Source organism: Streptomyces ureilyticus (assembly GCF_011045025.1).
GTDB classification, from domain to species: domain Bacteria; phylum Actinomycetota; class Actinomycetes; order Streptomycetales; family Streptomycetaceae; genus Streptomyces; species Streptomyces ureilyticus.
In genome coordinates, this window is the sequence record NZ_JAAKZX010000045.1 from 38,119 (window position 1) to 53,539 (window position 15,421).

The 15,421-nt window shown below is 70.7% G+C and carries 15 protein-coding genes; 7 read left to right on the forward strand and 8 right to left on the reverse strand.

Going from position 1 to position 15,421, the window contains the following annotated elements; genetic code table 11:
- Positions 1–73: 73 nt before the first annotated feature.
- The 3 genes from G6048_RS16765 (at position 74) to chvE (ending at position 5,574) form a co-directional block, all read left to right on the forward strand.
- Entirely contained in the window at positions 74–3,295 is a 3,222-nt protein-coding gene (locus tag G6048_RS16765) for an amidohydrolase family protein (RefSeq protein WP_165340343.1), read from the forward strand.
- A 16-nt stretch (positions 3,296–3,311) separates the two neighbouring features.
- A complete protein-coding gene (locus tag G6048_RS16770; protein WP_165340344.1) occupies positions 3,312–4,100 on the forward strand; it encodes an aminoglycoside adenylyltransferase family protein in 789 nt (262 codons plus the stop codon).
- Between the two features lie 379 nt (positions 4,101–4,479).
- Complete coding sequence (chvE, locus tag G6048_RS16775; protein WP_165340345.1) at positions 4,480–5,574, forward strand: multiple monosaccharide ABC transporter substrate-binding protein; 1,095 nt, start codon at positions 4,480–4,482, stop codon at positions 5,572–5,574.
- A 36-nt stretch (positions 5,575–5,610) separates the two neighbouring features.
- On the opposite strand, the gene G6048_RS16780 is transcribed toward chvE, so the two are convergent.
- The 4 genes from G6048_RS16780 to G6048_RS16795 all read right to left on the reverse strand — a co-directional run bounded on the left by G6048_RS16780 (position 5,611) and on the right by G6048_RS16795 (position 7,855).
- Positions 5,611–6,237 (reverse strand): alpha-ketoglutarate-dependent dioxygenase AlkB, encoded by a 627-nt coding sequence (locus G6048_RS16780; RefSeq protein ID WP_165340346.1) that lies wholly within the window; start codon positions 6,235–6,237, stop codon positions 5,611–5,613.
- 58 nt (positions 6,238–6,295) lie between these two features.
- Positions 6,296–6,823 (reverse strand): EamA family transporter, encoded by a 528-nt coding sequence (locus G6048_RS16785; protein WP_328826159.1) that lies wholly within the window; start codon positions 6,821–6,823, stop codon positions 6,296–6,298.
- Between the two features lie 274 nt (positions 6,824–7,097).
- Positions 7,098–7,448 carry a hypothetical protein gene (locus G6048_RS16790; protein ID WP_165340348.1) on the reverse strand — a complete coding sequence of 117 codons (351 nt, stop codon included), beginning with the start codon at positions 7,446–7,448 and terminating at the stop codon, positions 7,098–7,100.
- A 38-nt stretch (positions 7,449–7,486) separates the two neighbouring features.
- Positions 7,487–7,855, reverse strand: coding sequence for a DUF6479 family protein (locus G6048_RS16795; RefSeq protein ID WP_165340349.1), 369 nt, complete (start codon positions 7,853–7,855; stop codon positions 7,487–7,489).
- A gap of 351 nt (positions 7,856–8,206) precedes the next feature.
- Here G6048_RS16795 and G6048_RS16800 point away from each other — a divergent pair, with 351 nt between their 5' ends.
- The gene (locus G6048_RS16800) at positions 8,207–9,004 is read left to right on the forward strand and encodes an RNA polymerase sigma factor SigF (protein ID WP_165340350.1); all 798 of its coding nucleotides are present in this window, start codon (positions 8,207–8,209) and stop codon (positions 9,002–9,004) included.
- Positions 9,005–9,322: 318 nt separating this feature from the next.
- Here the strand turns inward: G6048_RS16800 and G6048_RS16805 are convergent, their stop codons facing one another.
- Complete coding sequence (locus tag G6048_RS16805) at positions 9,323–9,646, reverse strand: ANTAR domain-containing protein (protein ID WP_328826162.1); 324 nt, start codon at positions 9,644–9,646, stop codon at positions 9,323–9,325.
- 249 nt (positions 9,647–9,895) lie between these two features.
- Here G6048_RS16805 and G6048_RS16810 point away from each other — a divergent pair, with 249 nt between their 5' ends.
- The 3 genes from G6048_RS16810 (at position 9,896) to G6048_RS16825 (ending at position 12,106) form a co-directional block, all read left to right on the forward strand.
- Positions 9,896–10,069 (forward strand): CsbD family protein, encoded by a 174-nt coding sequence (locus G6048_RS16810; protein WP_165340351.1) that lies wholly within the window; start codon positions 9,896–9,898, stop codon positions 10,067–10,069.
- A 321-nt stretch (positions 10,070–10,390) separates the two neighbouring features.
- On the forward strand, positions 10,391–10,591 hold the full coding sequence (locus G6048_RS16820; protein ID WP_165340352.1) for a hypothetical protein: 201 nt from the start codon (positions 10,391–10,393) through the stop codon (positions 10,589–10,591).
- A gap of 51 nt (positions 10,592–10,642) precedes the next feature.
- Complete coding sequence (locus G6048_RS16825; RefSeq protein WP_165340353.1) at positions 10,643–12,106, forward strand: aminotransferase class I/II-fold pyridoxal phosphate-dependent enzyme; 1,464 nt, start codon at positions 10,643–10,645, stop codon at positions 12,104–12,106.
- A 75-nt stretch (positions 12,107–12,181) separates the two neighbouring features.
- On the opposite strand, the gene ligD is transcribed toward G6048_RS16825, so the two are convergent.
- The 3 genes from ligD to G6048_RS16840 form a co-directional block, all read right to left on the reverse strand.
- Complete coding sequence (gene ligD / locus G6048_RS16830) at positions 12,182–13,207, reverse strand: non-homologous end-joining DNA ligase (RefSeq protein WP_165340354.1); 1,026 nt, start codon at positions 13,205–13,207, stop codon at positions 12,182–12,184.
- Positions 13,208–13,213: 6 nt separating this feature from the next.
- Entirely contained in the window at positions 13,214–13,849 is a 636-nt protein-coding gene (locus G6048_RS16835) for a DNA polymerase ligase N-terminal domain-containing protein (protein WP_165340355.1), read from the reverse strand.
- 84 nt (positions 13,850–13,933) lie between these two features.
- The gene (locus G6048_RS16840; protein ID WP_165340356.1) at positions 13,934–15,364 is read right to left on the reverse strand and encodes an Nramp family divalent metal transporter; all 1,431 of its coding nucleotides are present in this window, start codon (positions 15,362–15,364) and stop codon (positions 13,934–13,936) included.
- Between the last annotated feature and the right edge of the window lie 57 nt (positions 15,365–15,421).

A 15,421-nucleotide genomic window follows, 5' to 3' on the forward strand; every position in this document is an offset into this window, starting at 1 on the left:
GCCGAAGGGCCAACCCGTTTGGCTGAATGGCCCTGTTGCTCACGCGCTCCGCGATACGCGAGCGTGCTCAGTCATGGACCGTGACAGGAGCAACGCCACCCCCTCGCCGTCCCCTTCATCCGCACTCTCCCGTCGGCAACTCCTCGCCGCCGCGGGCGCCGCCGGAGCCGTCACCGCCGTCGGCGCCACGCCCGCCGTGGCACAGCCGCGCACCGGGCTCGCGCTGTCCTTCACCGCGGCCACCAATGGCTCCGCGACCCTCGCTCCCGGCGGCGACCGGCTGATCGCCGAGATCCAGAACGTCCTGTGGTCGCTGCCGCGTACGGGAGGCAAGGCCGTCCCCCTCACCCCAGCCGGGCTCGAACCGAACCGGCCCGTGTACGCCCCCGACGGCAAGCTCATCGCGTTCTGCGCCTACGAGGGCGGCGGCTTCCACGTGTGGACCATGCGCCCGGACGGCTCCGACGTACGGCAGCGCACCGACGGCCCCTGGGACGACCGCGGTCCGGCCTGGTCGCCCGACGGCACCCGCCTCGCCCTCGCCTCCGAGCGCGGCGGCGACCCGGTGACGGGGAGCCCGTACCGCATCCATGTGCTCGACCTGTCCACCGGCGAACTGACCCGCGTCACCGGCCTCCCCGGGCAGGAAGGCCCTCTCCAGGACGGAGCCTGGGAGGACTTCGACCCCACCTGGTCGCCGGACGGGAAGCGGATCCTGTTCGTACGCGCCAAGGGCGTCACTACCGCCTCCGGCCCCGCACTCGAAGCCCGGACCATCGCAGCCGTGCCGCCCGACGGCACCGGACCGGTCGTCGTGGAGCACACCGAGACGCAGACCGCGCAGGTCATGACTCCGGCCCTCGCACCGGACGGCCGACGCCTGGCGTATCTGCGGGTCACGGCAGCGCCCAACGGCGCGTGCACGCTGGTCGTCGACGGCAAGCTCGTCACGGTCGCAGGGGACCTCGCGCCGGTGCCCCCGCGCTGGACGACGGCGGGAGAGCTCCTGCTCACCGTGGACGGCCAGTTCACCCTCGTACGACCGGAGAGACCGGCGGAGCCGGAAGCGATCCCCTTCGAGGGCGTGCTGCCCGTGGACCGGCCGCGTTATCGGGTCAAGGAGTACGACCTGGGGGAGGGGCGTGCGCGACCGGTGCGGGGCATCCACCTGCCCGCCCTGTCGCCCGACGGGCGGCGGATCGCGTTCGCAGCGCTCAACTCGCTGTGGCTGGCGGACAGTTCGGGCGGCCGGGCACCGGAGCGGCTGCGCCGGTCGGACCCCACCCGCTATCTCCTCGGGCCCGTGTGGGCCCGTGACGGGCGCTCCTTGCTGTACGCCGACGACCGCGACGGACTGCTCGGCGTGTACCGGCGGGATCTCGCCACCGGGAGGGAGACCGCGCTCGCGACCGGCGGCCGAGTGCATCCCGCGCTCTCGCCCGACGGCACGCGGCTCGCCTGCCTCGACATGACCGGGCGGCTCGTCGTCCGCGATCTGGAGGCCGGTACGGAACGGGTGCTCGCGACCCCGCTGGGCGCGGGCGGGCTGCCCGGCCGGCCCAGTTGGTCGCCCGACGGCCGTTACCTCGCGCTCTGCGACCGGGGCCGTCTCAACCTCCGCTTCCGCGAGGGGTACAACCTCATCCGAGTCGTCGACACCCGCACCGGTACCGACCGCCTGCACTCCGTCGCACCCCATGTCTCACTCGCCGACCGGTACGACTCCGGACCTGTCTGGTCGCCCGACGGCCGCTGGATGGCGGTGATCGTCGAATCCGCGCTCTGCCTGCTGCCCGTCGCATCGGACGGCACCCCGCGCGGCTCCCTGCGCACCCTCACCACCGAACCGGCCGATCACCCTTCCTGGTCCGGCGACTCGAAGACCCTGCTGTACGTGTCGGGTGCCCGGCCGCGGCTCACCGACATCGACGGCGGACCGGCGCGGACGGTCCGCGTACCGCTCGATCAGCGCAGACCCGTACCCGCCGACACGGTGGTGCACGCCGGTCAACTGTGGGACGGCACAGGTGAATCCGTACGGGACGACGTCGACATCGTGGTACGCGGCGGACGCGTCGCCGCCGTGGAACCGCACCGGCGGCGCGGCGCCCTCAGGCGCATCGACGCCTCGGACCACACCGTCGTCCCCGGGCTGTGGGACACCCACACTCACCCCTGGCAGATCACCTACGGCGGACGCCAGACCGTCGGCCAGCTCACCTACGGCATCACCACCGCCGTGTCGCTCGGCGGATTCGCCCACGAGCAGGCCCGGATCCGCGAGGCCGTGGCGACGGGGCAGCTGGCCGGACCCCGGCTGCTGACCACGGGGGAACTGCTCGACGGGCCCCGCGTCGCCTACAGCATGGGACGCGCCCACGCCACCAGAGAGGGGCTGCGGCGCTCGTTGGAGCGGGGTGCCGCGCTCGACTGGGACTTCGTCAAGACCTATGTGCGAGCGCCGAGTTGGGTGATGGAGGAGGCCGCGCGGTTCGCCCACGAGCGCCTCGGCGTACGGACGGGTGGCCATCTCCTGTCGCCGGGCGTCCAGCTCGGCCAGGACCTGACGACCCATCTGCAGGCCACGCAGCGAGGGGAGTTCGGGCATGCGGTGACCGCCTCCGGGCGGGCCTACCAGGACCTGGTGGAGATCTACAGCGCGCGGGGAGTCAACTTCGGCCTCAGCGCCACGCCGTTCACCTCCTCGCCGCTTCTCGGCGCGGACCCGGGGCTCGCCGACGACCCCCGGGTCACCGCCGTGATGCCGCCCTGGGACGTAGCGCTGGTCCAGCAGTCCGCAGGCGTGCCCCCGACCCCCGCCCAGCTGGCGACGCTGCGCACCGAGACCGACATCTACCGGCGGATCCTCGCCGCGGGCGGCCTCGTGGCGCTCGGCACTGACCAGCCCCTTGTCCCCGTCGGCCTCTCCCTCCACCTCGGCCTGCGCGCCCTGCACCGGGGCGGACTGTCCCCTGCGGCGGCCCTGCGCACCGTGACCGTGCTGCCCGCCCGGCTGTTCGGCGTCGACGGGGACCTCGGCACCGTACGGCCGGGCAGGCTCGCCGACCTGACGGTGGTGGACGGCGACCCCTTCACGGACTTCGACACCCTCGTCCGTACGGTCTCCGTACTCCGGGGCGGGGTGCCGTACACGACCGAGGACCTGGTGGCCTCGTACGAGCCCGCGACCCGGCGCTCGGAGGAGCACCCGCCAGGGAACTCGATGGAGAAGGAGGACTGGCTCGAGGTCGGACGGCTGATGCGGCGGGAGGGGTGCTGCGACGCGGGGCTCTGACCCTACGATCCCGACCGTGAACGACCGCACGCCTCCTTCCGGCTCCCTCCCCGATTCCCAGACCGCTGACGTCCTGCGCCTGGTGCACCGCGTACTCGGTACGGACGTCGTCGGCGTCTACCTGCACGGCTCCGCCGTTCTCGGCGGACTGCGGCCGGGCAGCGATCTCGACCTGTTCGTCGTCGCACGACGGGGAACGACGGAGCAGGAGCGGCGGGCCCTGGTCCACGGCCTGCTCGAGGTCTCCGGGAGGCAGGCCCCGAGCGGAACCGGCCGCCGTCCCGTCGAACTCACCGTCGTGGCCTGGGGCGACGTCCGCCCCTGGCGTTATCCGCCCCGCTGCGAGTTCCTCTACGGCGAGTGGCTGCGCGAGGAGTTCGAGCGCGGGGTGGTGCCCGCTCCGGCGCCCGCGCCCGATCTCGCGCCGCTGATCACGATGGTGCTGCTCGGGAACGCTCCGCTGTTCGGCCCGCCGCCCGCGGACGTTCTCGATCCCGTCCCGCACGAGGACCTGCGGCGGGCGATCGTCGCCGGTGTGCCGGAGCTGCTCGCCGAGCTGGAGTCGGACACCCGCAACGTCCTGCTGACCCTCGCCCGTATCTGGACCACGCTGGAAACCGGAACGATCACCTCCAAGGATGCCGCTGCCGACTGGGCACTTGACCGCCTGCCAGAACGGCACCGGCCCGTACTGGCCCGTGCGCGGTCGATCTATCTCGGGGACGAGACGGAATCCTGGAACGGGCTGATGTCGCAGGTCCGCGCGCTCGCCGAGCACTTGGTTGCCCAACTGACCCCAGAGTAAGCCGAGTTGTAGGCCGGTTCCGGTTCGGATCGGGACGCTTTCTGTTGCACGTTTGCTCGTTGGTCGTGCGCTGACGCAATCAATGTGACGAAAGTCGACCACAGAGCGTCTCCGTCGGTATACGCTCCCGTCGCCCCACGTTCGAGTCCGCGCGCGTGGGGGCCGGTCACTCCGGCCTGCTCGTGTGCGGGTTCAACGGAAAACCGCTCCGAGACACATACCGAACGGTCTGCCGCCGCACCACCTCGCCGGGGCCCCGGTGAGGCCGGCCGACCCCGGAAGCTCACCGCTCCCGGGTGTCGGTTCACCTGGCGCACCCGCCGGCCGTACGAGCCGTACGAACGAGTCCGGTGCGGTGACTTGTCACTCTGTGAGGAAGATGACCATGCGCGTCCGCATCACCGTAGCCGCGGCCCTGTCCGCAGCCCTGTCCCTGTCCCTCGCCGCCTGCGGGGAGAGTGGAGACGTGGGCAGTTCAGGAGACGAAAGCGTCGGCATAGCGATGCCAACCACGAAGTCCCCGCGGTGGATCGGCGACGGCCGCAGCATGGTCGACCAGGTCAAGGGATTCGGCTACGGCGCCACCCTGAAGTACGCCGAGGACGACCCGAAGGCCCAGGTCGAGCAGGTGCAGGCGATGATCGACGACGGTGTGGACGCCCTGGTCATCGCGGCGGTCGACGGACGCGCGTTCAAGGAGGTGCTGCGCAAGGCCGAGTCGGCGAAAATACCGGTGATCTCCTACGACCGCCTGCTCCTGGACACCCCCGACGTCGACTACTACGCCACCTTCGACAACGAGCAGGTCGGCCAGCTCCAGGCCGACTTCCTCGTCGAGCAGCTGGGCCTGGTCAACGGCAGTGCCGAGGGCCCGTTCAACATCGAGCTGTTCGCCGGCTCGCCCGACGACAACAACACCCGCTATTTCTATGACGGCGCCATGAAGGTTCTGGATCCCTACATCGACAGCGGCGAACTCGTCGTGAGATCCGGGCAGACCGAGATGGACAAGATGACGACCCTGCGCTGGGACGGTGTCAGGGCCGAGAAGCGCATGAACGAACTCCTCGACTCCCACTACGAGAACGAGCGCGTCGACGCGGTCCTCTCTCCGTACGACGGCATGTCCCTTGGGATCGTCAGAGCGCTGAAGGCTCACGGCTACGGCGATGGAGGCAGACGTCTGCCCATCATCACGGGGCAGGACGCCGAGATCCCCTCGATCAAGTCGATCATCGCCGGTGAACAGACGCAGACCGTCTACAAGGACACCCGCGAACTCGCGCTCATCACCTCGTACATGGTCAACGCGGTGGTCCACGGCAAGCGGCCGGCGATCAACGACGAGAACACGTACGACAACGGGGAGAAGGTCGTGCCCGCCTACCTGCTGGAGCCGGTGAGCGTCGACAAGAGCAACTACAAGAGGGTGCTCATCGGCTCCGACTACCTCAAGGAGAGCGACCTCCGCTGAGGTCATGGACCTGTGGGCCCGGACCTGAGGGCCCGGTCATCGCACGCCGTGCGGCCGGAACTGGATGCTGATCCGGGGTCCGGCCGCCCGCGTGGTCTTGGGGACCGCGTGTTCCCAGGTCCGCTGGCAGGAGCCGCCCATCACGAGCAGGTCCCCGTGGCCGAGCGGGCGCCGTACGGTGCTGCCGCCGCGCCGGGGCCGCAGCAGCAGATCGCGCGGCGTGCCCACGGAGAGGATGGCGACCATCGTGTCCTCGCGCGCGCCCCGCCCGGTCCGGTCCCCGTGCCAGGCCACGCTGTCCCTGCCGTCCCGGTAGTAGCAGAGCCCGGCGGTGGTGAACGGCTCCCCCAACTCCTCGGCGTAGTGCGCGGAAAGGGCATCCCGCGCCTCGTCCAGAACGGGGTGCGGCAGCACGTCATCGGCACCGTAGTGGGCGAGCAGCCGCGGGACGTCCACCGTCTGCTCGTACATCTGCCGCCGCTCGGCCCGCCAGGGCACCTCGCCGGCAAGCCGCGTGAACAGCGCACCGGCCCCGCTCAGCCACCCCGGCAGCAGATCGATCCAGGCACCGTCACCGAGCCGGGTCCTGCGCAGCCCGTGCGGCGGGCCGAGGCGGATGTCGTCGGTCTGGTCGAAGAGCGAGCCCTGGAGGTGGGTGGACATGGGTCAGGTTACGCCTGTATTCGAATGCTTGTACGGCATCGAGGGCTGAACCCTGTCATCACCCCAAGGTCAGCAGGACGATCGCCGTGCCCGCGCTCACCAGGCCAACCAGCTGTCTGCGGCTGACCTTCTCGTGGAGCATCGCGAGCCCGAGGACCGTGGGGATGGCCGGATAGAGTGACGCCAGTACGACGGCGAGGGCCAGCATCTGCAGCCGAGTGGCCCAGAGGTAGAGGGTCAGTCCGAGAGCGGCGCCAGCCCCGATTGCGACCGCCTGAACCAGTGCCTTCGGGGACTGCCGGAACTGCGGGCCACGCCGCCAGACGCCGGGCAGCACCACGACGACCGCGGCCACCCGCCCCGCCACCACCGGCCACACCCCACTGCCCGCGCTCGCCTGCGCCAGGCCGATGTACTGCACGGCCACGCCCAGGCTGGCGAGGAGACCGTCCACGGTCGCCGGCGTCGCACCCGCTCCGTGGCGGGTCTCTCCACCGGACACGAGCCACAGCGCGGGCACCGTGACGCAGATGCCGAGCCAGGCCAGGAGCGTGGGCCTGTCGCCCAGGAAGCAGACGCAGCCCACCGGCGTAGTCGACGACGCCGTAGAGGGCTGCGGAAGCCAGTGCGAGAAGGGCACCCACGCGGGGCGGCCTCAGCCCTCAGGTGCCCCGAGAGGCCGCCGGTCGGCCAGGGCTCGGGCGGCACCGAGGGCTTCCGCGTTGGACGGTTCGGACGAGGCCTTGAGGGTGCAGTTGATGATCAGCGCCTTCATGGGGATGACGGGTATCCACGGTAGTCCGGCTCATACGGAGTCGGCCACATGCCCCGGCAGGCCCCGGCACCGGGTAGGCGGAGCCTCAGGTCTGGTTGCCCTTCGGCCTGCCGCGTTGGTCCGGAGTTCCGTGGGGCGGCGGGTGGGTCGCCTCCGCGGCGGTGGCGGGTGAGACCGTCCGGCCCGCGCGTTGCGGGGACTGTTCGGGGCGTACGGCCGTGGGGTCGCCGCCCGTGGGTTCCGCCCCGGAAGCGAGCTCGGACAGCCGGGCCTTGATCATCTCCACCACCGGCGTACGGTCCGCGTGTGCGCGCTCGTAGGCCAGTATCTGCTCGACCTCGTCTGTGGACAGCGACCGGATACGGGTCCGCAGGCCGCCCAGCGGCAGATGGTCGAAGTCGGGCAGGGGCAGGGTGTCGCGGTCGGTGTGACTCATGTGCGTGTTCCTTCCCGTTCCTTCCGGGCGTCGACGGATCAGGTCCGCCCGGGGCCGCCGCTGCCGAAGCCTCCGCTGGACTTCTCGTCGCACTTCGGCGCCTCCTGGTCCGCGGCGCGGCGGGTGCGGAGGTTGCCGTGTCCCCGTAGCCGGTGCGGGGTGGTCCGGTGGCGGCCGCGCGGCACCTCGACGGGCTCGCGCCGCTCGCGGACCTCATGCACGGGGCCGGAGTCGGGCGGCCTCGGCTGCTCCTCGGGGCGTGGCGGTGCGGGCTCGCGGGCGCGGATCCGGCGGCCGCGCACCACGGCCCAGATCAGGCCGCCGACGACGATGAGCCCGACCAGGAACGGCACCACGCCACCAGCCACCGCGGAGTCGATGGCCAGTCGTGTCGTGACGATGTCCATCACTCGCGAGTACCCGGCGCGGCCGAGCGAAACAGCGGCTTGTGGCTCCCGTTCGGCATTTTCCGGCCGCGAATTACGGGTATTCAGCCGGGCTCGTCGCATCTCGGGACCGGTTGATAGCTCGGTGTCACGCCATTCCCACGCCGGTGGATCGAACGAGTACTGCCCACTGGGTTTGAACGATTGCGTTTGGGTGAGCGAATACCGGGCAAATGCACTCATAAGTGCTTCGGACAGGAGGCACGTCCGTGGGGGCTGGTCCGCCAGATCGCGGGTGTGTTCCGAACGGTCCGTGTGCGCCTTCTCCCATGGTGACTGTCTCGGCACCTTCTGAGGGAGTTGCGACGCACCATGCGAGTCACCGTCAGATCGAAGCAACACCCGCACGACGACGCCCCCGACACGGCCGCGGCCTTCGAAAGGCTCGCCGCCCTGCCCGAGGGGCCCGAGCGCGACGCCTTGCGCGACGAGATCGTCCGGGCCTGGCTGCCCATGGCCGACCGCATCGCCACCCAGTACCGGGGGCGCGGCGAGTCGGTCGAGGACCTCTGCCAGGTCGCGGCCCTCGGCCTCGTCAAGGCGGTCGCCCGTTACGACCCGGACCGTGGCTGCGCCTTCGAGAGCTACGCGATCCCGACCATCACCGGCGAGATCAAGCGCCACTTCCGGGACCATATGTGGGTTCTTCACGTACCGCGCCGGGTCCAGGACCTGCGCAATCGCGTCCGTACGGCCGTGAAGGACCTTTCGCAGACGTCGTCCGGCCGTCGGCCCACCGTCAGTGAGATCGCCGAGTACGCGCGGATGAGCGAGGACGACGTACGGATCGGTCTCGAAGCTCTCGACAGTTTCACCGCCCTCTCGCTGGACGCCGAGCTGCCGGGCAGCGACGACGGTTACGCACTGGGAGACGTCCTCGGCGAACCCGACGCCGGGTTCGATCTGGTCGTCGACCGCGAGGCCGTGAAGCCCTGTCTGCAGGAACTCCCCGAACGCGAACGCACCATCCTCTACCTGCGCTTCTTCGGAGGGATGACACAAAGCCGGATCGCGCATCAGCTCGGCATCTCGCAGATGCACGTGTCCCGGCTGCTCAGCGCCTGTTGCGCCGAACTGAGGGAGAAGGCCCTCGCCGAGAAGGCCGTCTGATCGCCGACAGGGCCGCCGTCTGATGTCCGGCCCGCCGTCGTGTCCGCGCCGTGTCCCGGAGCGGACGAACTCGGTCGCCCGGTGCCGGTGTCCCCGGCCCGGGCGACCGAGCGGCGAGCTCACTGCCGAACCCTCCCGGGAGCGGTTTGCCAGTGTGCCGCCGATGTCCGAACTAACCACGAGGACGGATCCGAAACGCTTCGGATCCGTCCGAACAAAGCAGTCGCCCTGCCCTGTTGGGGAATGCTGAAGACACATCACCGGGTCCGTCGTGCGGATTTCCGGAGGTGATTAGGGGGGCGATTCCCCAAGGGTGCTTCAGGAAGGCGGTTCAAGGGGTGGTTCGCCCGGAATCTGTGTCGGCCCGTGACGATCGAGGGCGTCTTCCAGCGTGGCGCGAATATCGGGCGGCAGTTCGCCCTTCTGTCCCCAGATGATGATCAGCTCCGCCACATTCCGCAGCCTGATGTTCGTGTGCTGGGAAACTTCCCGCAGAACGGCCCAGCCCTGGTCGGGTGTCACCCGCCCCAGCGCGACCGTCATGCCGATCGCCTGGTCCACGACGGCATGCGAGGTCACGGCTTCCTTCAACTGGCCGACCTCTTCCTGCAACGCGACGATCCGGGCCGTTTCGTCAGGCACGGTCGCCTCCTGTGGGTCACCGGCCGGCTCGACAGCTCCCGAACGGGTATGTGAGGTCATCGTCCCCTCCGGGGTCGGAGCGCTGACGTGTTCCTCCATCGTCGCCACTTGTCCAGCCGTGTGCCAGTGCGGGCCGCCTCGAAGTGCATGTGCTCACTCAGCGTGGCGAAGTGTTCACGAATTGCGAAGGTGCAGACCCGGGCGCAGGGTGGATACGCCAGTCCAACTCCCCGCAAAGGACGGATCATCATGGCGAAGGCAAAGGGCAAGGCCAAGCAGATGAAGGGCAAGATGAAGGAAGCCACCGGCAAGGCCACCGGCGACCGGAGCCAGGAGGCCGAGGGTCGCGCCGAAGAGATATCGGGCCAGGCGCAGGAAGCCGCGCAGAAGCCCGCCGACCGCGCGAAGAGGACCGGCCGGTAGGCCCGGCTCGCCGTCGCGATGAGCCTCCGGCGGCCGTATCGGGCTCGGCCCGTGCGGTCGCCGGAGGCGTTTTTCGGGACGGGTTTCGTGTCGGCTCGCCGGAGCCGGAGCCGGAGCCGGAGCCGGAGCCGGAGCCGGAGCCGGAGCCGGAGCCGGAGCCGGAGCCGGAGCGGTGCCGGTACGGCTGCCATGACAGGCGGCGGACCTGACTGCGCCATGACGGGCGGCGGACCTGACTGCGCCATGACGGGCGGTGGACCGGACCGCTCCCCACAGACGCCGGACCGGACTGCCCACCGGCCCAGCGGGTACCCGCCGCGTATGCGCAAGATCATGCGGCGCCCGGCCGGGCGCCAGAAGGAGACCCGCACCGCTACCGAAGAGGCCCTGGAGGAAATCAAGGAGCAGGGGCACGAGGACGACACGGACACCACCGAGGGCCGGGACCGCGGACCGGGCGACCCCATCACCCCGAGCACGCGGGCGAACCGCGAAGCCACCGAAGTGGGCGGCTCCGACTGAGCAGCACGCACCCCAACCCCCGACGTCCCCGCCCGAGGGAGGCCGGCGACCGTGGACCACACGCAAGCCCCCGTACTCGAGGCCCTGCGGCGCCATCACGAGCGCGGCGAACTGGCCTTCAGCCCGCCCGGCCACAAGCAGGCGCGAGGCGCCGAACCGCAGGCCCGGGCCATCCTCGGCGACGCCGTCTACGCCTCCGACCTCCTGGCCTCCGGCGGCCTCGACGACCGGCGTACGAGAGGTGATGTGCTGCTGCGGGCGGAGCGGCTCATGGCGGACGCGGTGCACGCCGAGCACACGTACTTCACCACCTGCGGCAGCTCCCTGTCCGTGAAGGCGGCGATGCTCGCCGTGGCGGGCCCGGGCGAGAAGCTCATCGTGGGACGCGACGCCCACAAGTCGGTGATCTCCGGACTGATCCTCTCCGGCATCGAACCGGTCTGGGCCGATCCCCGATGGGACGAGAAGCAACGCTTCGCGCACGCACCCGGCCCGGAGGACTTCGAGGAGGCCCTCATCCGCCACCCGGACGCACGCGGCGCCCTTGTCACCAGCCCCACCCCGTACGGGAGTTGCGCCGCCCTGCGGAACATCGCGGACGTTCTCCACGCGCGCGAACTGCCCCTCGTCGTCGACGAGGCCTGGGGCGCCCATCTGCCCTTCCACCCCGGCCTGCCGTCCTGGGCGATGGACGCCGGCGCGGACGTCTGCGTCACCAGCATCCACAAGATGGGCAGCGGACTGGAACAGGGCTCCGTCTACCACCTCCAGGGCTCCCTGATCGAGACGAACACCCTGCGGTCGCGTGCCGACCTCTTCGGCACCACCAGCCCCTCGGTCCTCATCTACGCGGGACTCGACGCCTGGCGCCGCCAGATGGTCCTGCACGGCAAGGACCTCCTGGACGGCGCACTGCGACTCGCCGCTGACGTCCGCCGCACCATCGACGAGATCCCCGGACTGCACGTCCTCGGCCACGACGACCTCGTGGGCCCCAGCCTCTCCGTCGACTCGGATCCGCTGCCCACGGTCATCGACGTCAGCGGTCTCGGTACGAGCGGCTACCGCGCGGCCGACTGGCTGCGCACCGAGCACCACATCGACGTACACCTCGCGGACCACCGGCGCATCAACGCCCAGCTCACCCACGCCGACTCGGTCGACACCACCCGGCCGCTGACCGATGCCCTGCGCGATCTCGCCGAGCATGCCGGTGAACTGGCGGCCGGGCTGCCGGACATCGACGTACCGAGCGGTGACGACATGCGGCTCGAACAGGCCTGCCGGCCCCGCGACGCGTACTTCCGCCCCTCGGAGGCCGTTCCGCTGGAGCGGGCGGCCGGGCGGGTCGCGGCCGAGATGATCACGCCGTATCCGCCAGGCATCCCGGCCGTCCTGCCGGGCGAGCGGTTCACCGAGCCCGTCCTGCGCTATCTGCGGACGGGGCTGCGGGGAGGCATGAACCTCCCGGACGCCTCGGACCCGGAACTGAGCACGATCCGCGTCGTCGCCTGAGCATCCTGACCACCCCAAGCGCCCCGAGCACTTTGAGCATCCCGATCGGGCCTATGCGGCGCATCCCGAGCGGGCCTATCCCGCCGGCCGCTCGCGGACGACTTCACGCGCCGTCTTGTCGCCTCGCAGTCCGAGGAACCGCGGATGCCGCAGCATGCCGTCCCGCGTCCACTCGGTGAACTCGACCTGCGCGACCAGCTCCGGATCCGCCCAGTGGGTACGCGGCTCCCGCACCCGGTCGGTGAAGGGCGAGGCCGAGGTGTGGAGTGCGTCCAGGCGCTCGCGGAGGGCGACCAGGGTGCGATGGTCGAAGCCCGTGCCCACCTTGCCCGCGTAGCGCAGCCTGTCCCCGTCGTAGTAGCCGAGCAGCAGCGCACCGAACCCGACGCGGCTGCCGGCCGGTTCGGTGAAACCGGCGACCACGAACTCCTGCCCCTGGGAGCACTTCAGCTTGAGCCAGTCCGGCGAACGGCGCGGCTGGTAGCGGCTGTCGGCACGTTTCGCGATCAGCCCCTCCCAGCCGTGGGCGCAGGCCTCGGCCAGCAACTCGGTTCCACCCGCGTTGCGATGCGTACTCATCCGCAGCGGGGTGCGGAACGTCAGGGCGCGACGCAGCAGCGACTTGCGGGAGCGCAACGGCAGTTGGGTGGTGTCGGCGCCGTCCAGCCGCAGCAGATCGAACAGGTAGTACGTCACTTCCACACCGGTCGCCTCGATCTCCCGCCGCCGGGTGAGCCCCATCCGCTGCTGGAGCCGGGCGAAGTCGGTCCGGCCGTGCGCGAACGCGACGATCTCGCCGTCAACTGTGAAGTCCGTGCACGACTGCTCGTCGAGCGCCTCGACGATCTCCGGGTACGTGTCGTTGAGCCGCCTGTACGTACGGGAGAGCAGCAGCACCCGCCCGCTCTCGCGGACCGCCAGCACCCGGACGCCGTCCAGCTTCCGCTCGAAGATCCAGCCGCCGGGGAAGTCCCGCCGGTCGCTCAGTGTGGCGAGCATCGGCCGGTCGGCCAGTTCCACGCCGGGGCGTGCCGCGCGCAGCCGCCGGCTCTCGTCGGCGGACAGCGTGCCCAGGAGGCCGGTGGTGTCGGTGTCGGTCATCGCCGCTCACTCCTCCCGGGCGACCTGCCGCAGCGTGCGCCCGCTGCGCACCGAGCGGGCCCGCCGCGGATCGGGCGTACCGGGATCACCGGGCCGGGCCCGCTCATCGTCCGTCTTCACCAGCAGCCACGCCTCGCGCTCGCCGCCGCGGAAACGGGTGAGCGCGTAGCCGCCGTGCAGCTTCGAGCCGTCCAGCCAGAACCTGGCATGACCGTGCTCCAGCGCCTCGTCGAAGGGCACCGGCCGCCCCCGCCGGTCATGGCTCATGGGCCGGTACGTACCGCGGTCCCAGACGATGACCGTTCCGCCGCCGTACTCGCCCTCGGCGATCACCCCCTCGAACTCCTCGTACTCCAGCGGATGATCCTCGGTCGGCATCGCGAGCCGCTTGTCCTGTGGATCGGCCGACGGGCCCTTCGGCACCGACCAGGACTTCAGTACGTCGTCCACCTGCAGCCGGAAGTCGAAGTGCATGGTGCTCGCGTCATGGATCTGCACGACGAAGTGCCGCCCGTCGTCCGAGGACGCGTCCTGGCCACGAGGTTCCCCGGCTCCCTGAGGCTCCTCGGTTCCCCGCGGCTCCTTGGTCCGGTCGAAGTGGCGCTTGCCGCGGTAGGTCCGCAGCCGGTCCTTCTCAGCCACGTCCGGCTCCTTCCCCCGGCCCGTGACTCCCGCGGGCCGGCACCGTGTCGCGGCTCCCGGGTACCCCGCCCGCACCCGGCCGACTCAGGACCCCGCGAGGCTGATGCCGAAGACGTCCAGTACGCCGTAGACGCCGAGGAACACGATCGCCGCGCTGCTGACGGCCAGCGCCGCCGTCAGCCACGGGTTGGCGCGGAAGCGCCTGTCGACGCCGGTGGACCGCAGCCGCCAGACCGCGATCACCACGGCGAGCAGGAAGACACCGCCGCCGATGCCACCGATCCGCACCATCAGCACGGGTGACTGCACCCACAGGAAGAACGACGCCCAGACCGGCGGCAGGCAGCACGTCAGGATCTGGATCGTGCGCCGCCGTACGCGCACGTCGTGCCAGTCGATGACACCGAGCAGCCCGAGCGTGTTGGTCCACAGCCGCGGCACGCTCGCGGTCGACCCGACCAGCGTCGAGAAGAGGACGGCGAACGCGCCGATCAGAAACAGGTACTCGGCCCAGGGACCCATCGTGTCGGTGTAGATCCGCGACAGCGTGGTGATCATCGCGTTGCCCTCGGGGACCAGCCCCTGCGGATGCAGCACGGCCGCGCCGATGACGTAGAAGGACAGCGTGCACAGGGTGCAGACCAGCCAGCCGGCGGCGACGTCCAGGCGCATCACCTTCAGCCACCCCTCGGCCCGCCGCGCCCGTTCCTCGCTCCCGTCGTCCGGGCCCGTCCAGCGGGCGTAGCCCTTCTCGATGCACCAGTAGGTGTACGTCGTCATCTCGTCGGCGCCGACCCCGGTGATCCCGAACATGGCCAGCGCCACCCCGGCCGTTCCGGCGGGAATGAGGAAGCTGAAGCCCTCGCCCAACTCGCCTGCCCCGTACCCGAATTCGGTCATCGGCAAGCCGAGCGCCAGCGCCACCGTGACGAGGGTGAAGACGACGACGGAGGCGAAGCACACCCGCTCCACCACGCTGTACCGGCCCGTACGCAGCAGGATCACGGCCAGCGCGGTGACCACCACCGTCCACACGGCCAGCGAACGGAAACTCAGCGCCTCCCCGGTGACCGGCCACATCACCGAACAGGCCGCCGCCGTACCGCCGATGATGCCGCCCCGCTGGAACATCTTGGCGAAGTCCATGCCGATCCACAGCCAGTTGATCCAGCTCACCCGGCCGATACGGGGGCCGACGTCGCGGTAACCGTCAAGCGCCGTACGGCCGTTGAGGATCGTCCAGCGGGCCAGCTCCATCTGCACCCACACCTTCACCGCCGTACTGATGACGACCAGCCACAGCAGTACGAACCCGGCCTCGGCGCCGAGCGAGGTGGTCACGATGAGCTCGCCCGAGCCGACCACGGCGGCCGACAGAACGAAACCGGGGCCGAGATGGCGCAGCCGCCCGGTGAAGGTACCGGGCGCCTCGCGGACGTCCTCGGCGCGCAGGGCGTACGGGTCGGGCTCGGTCGGTGGGGCCGCGGGTGCCGTCGGCGTGGTGGTTTTCGGCATGGCGGATCCTTCGGGCGTCCGGCTTCGTTGCCGGACTCGGGGACGGGGGAGGGGAGC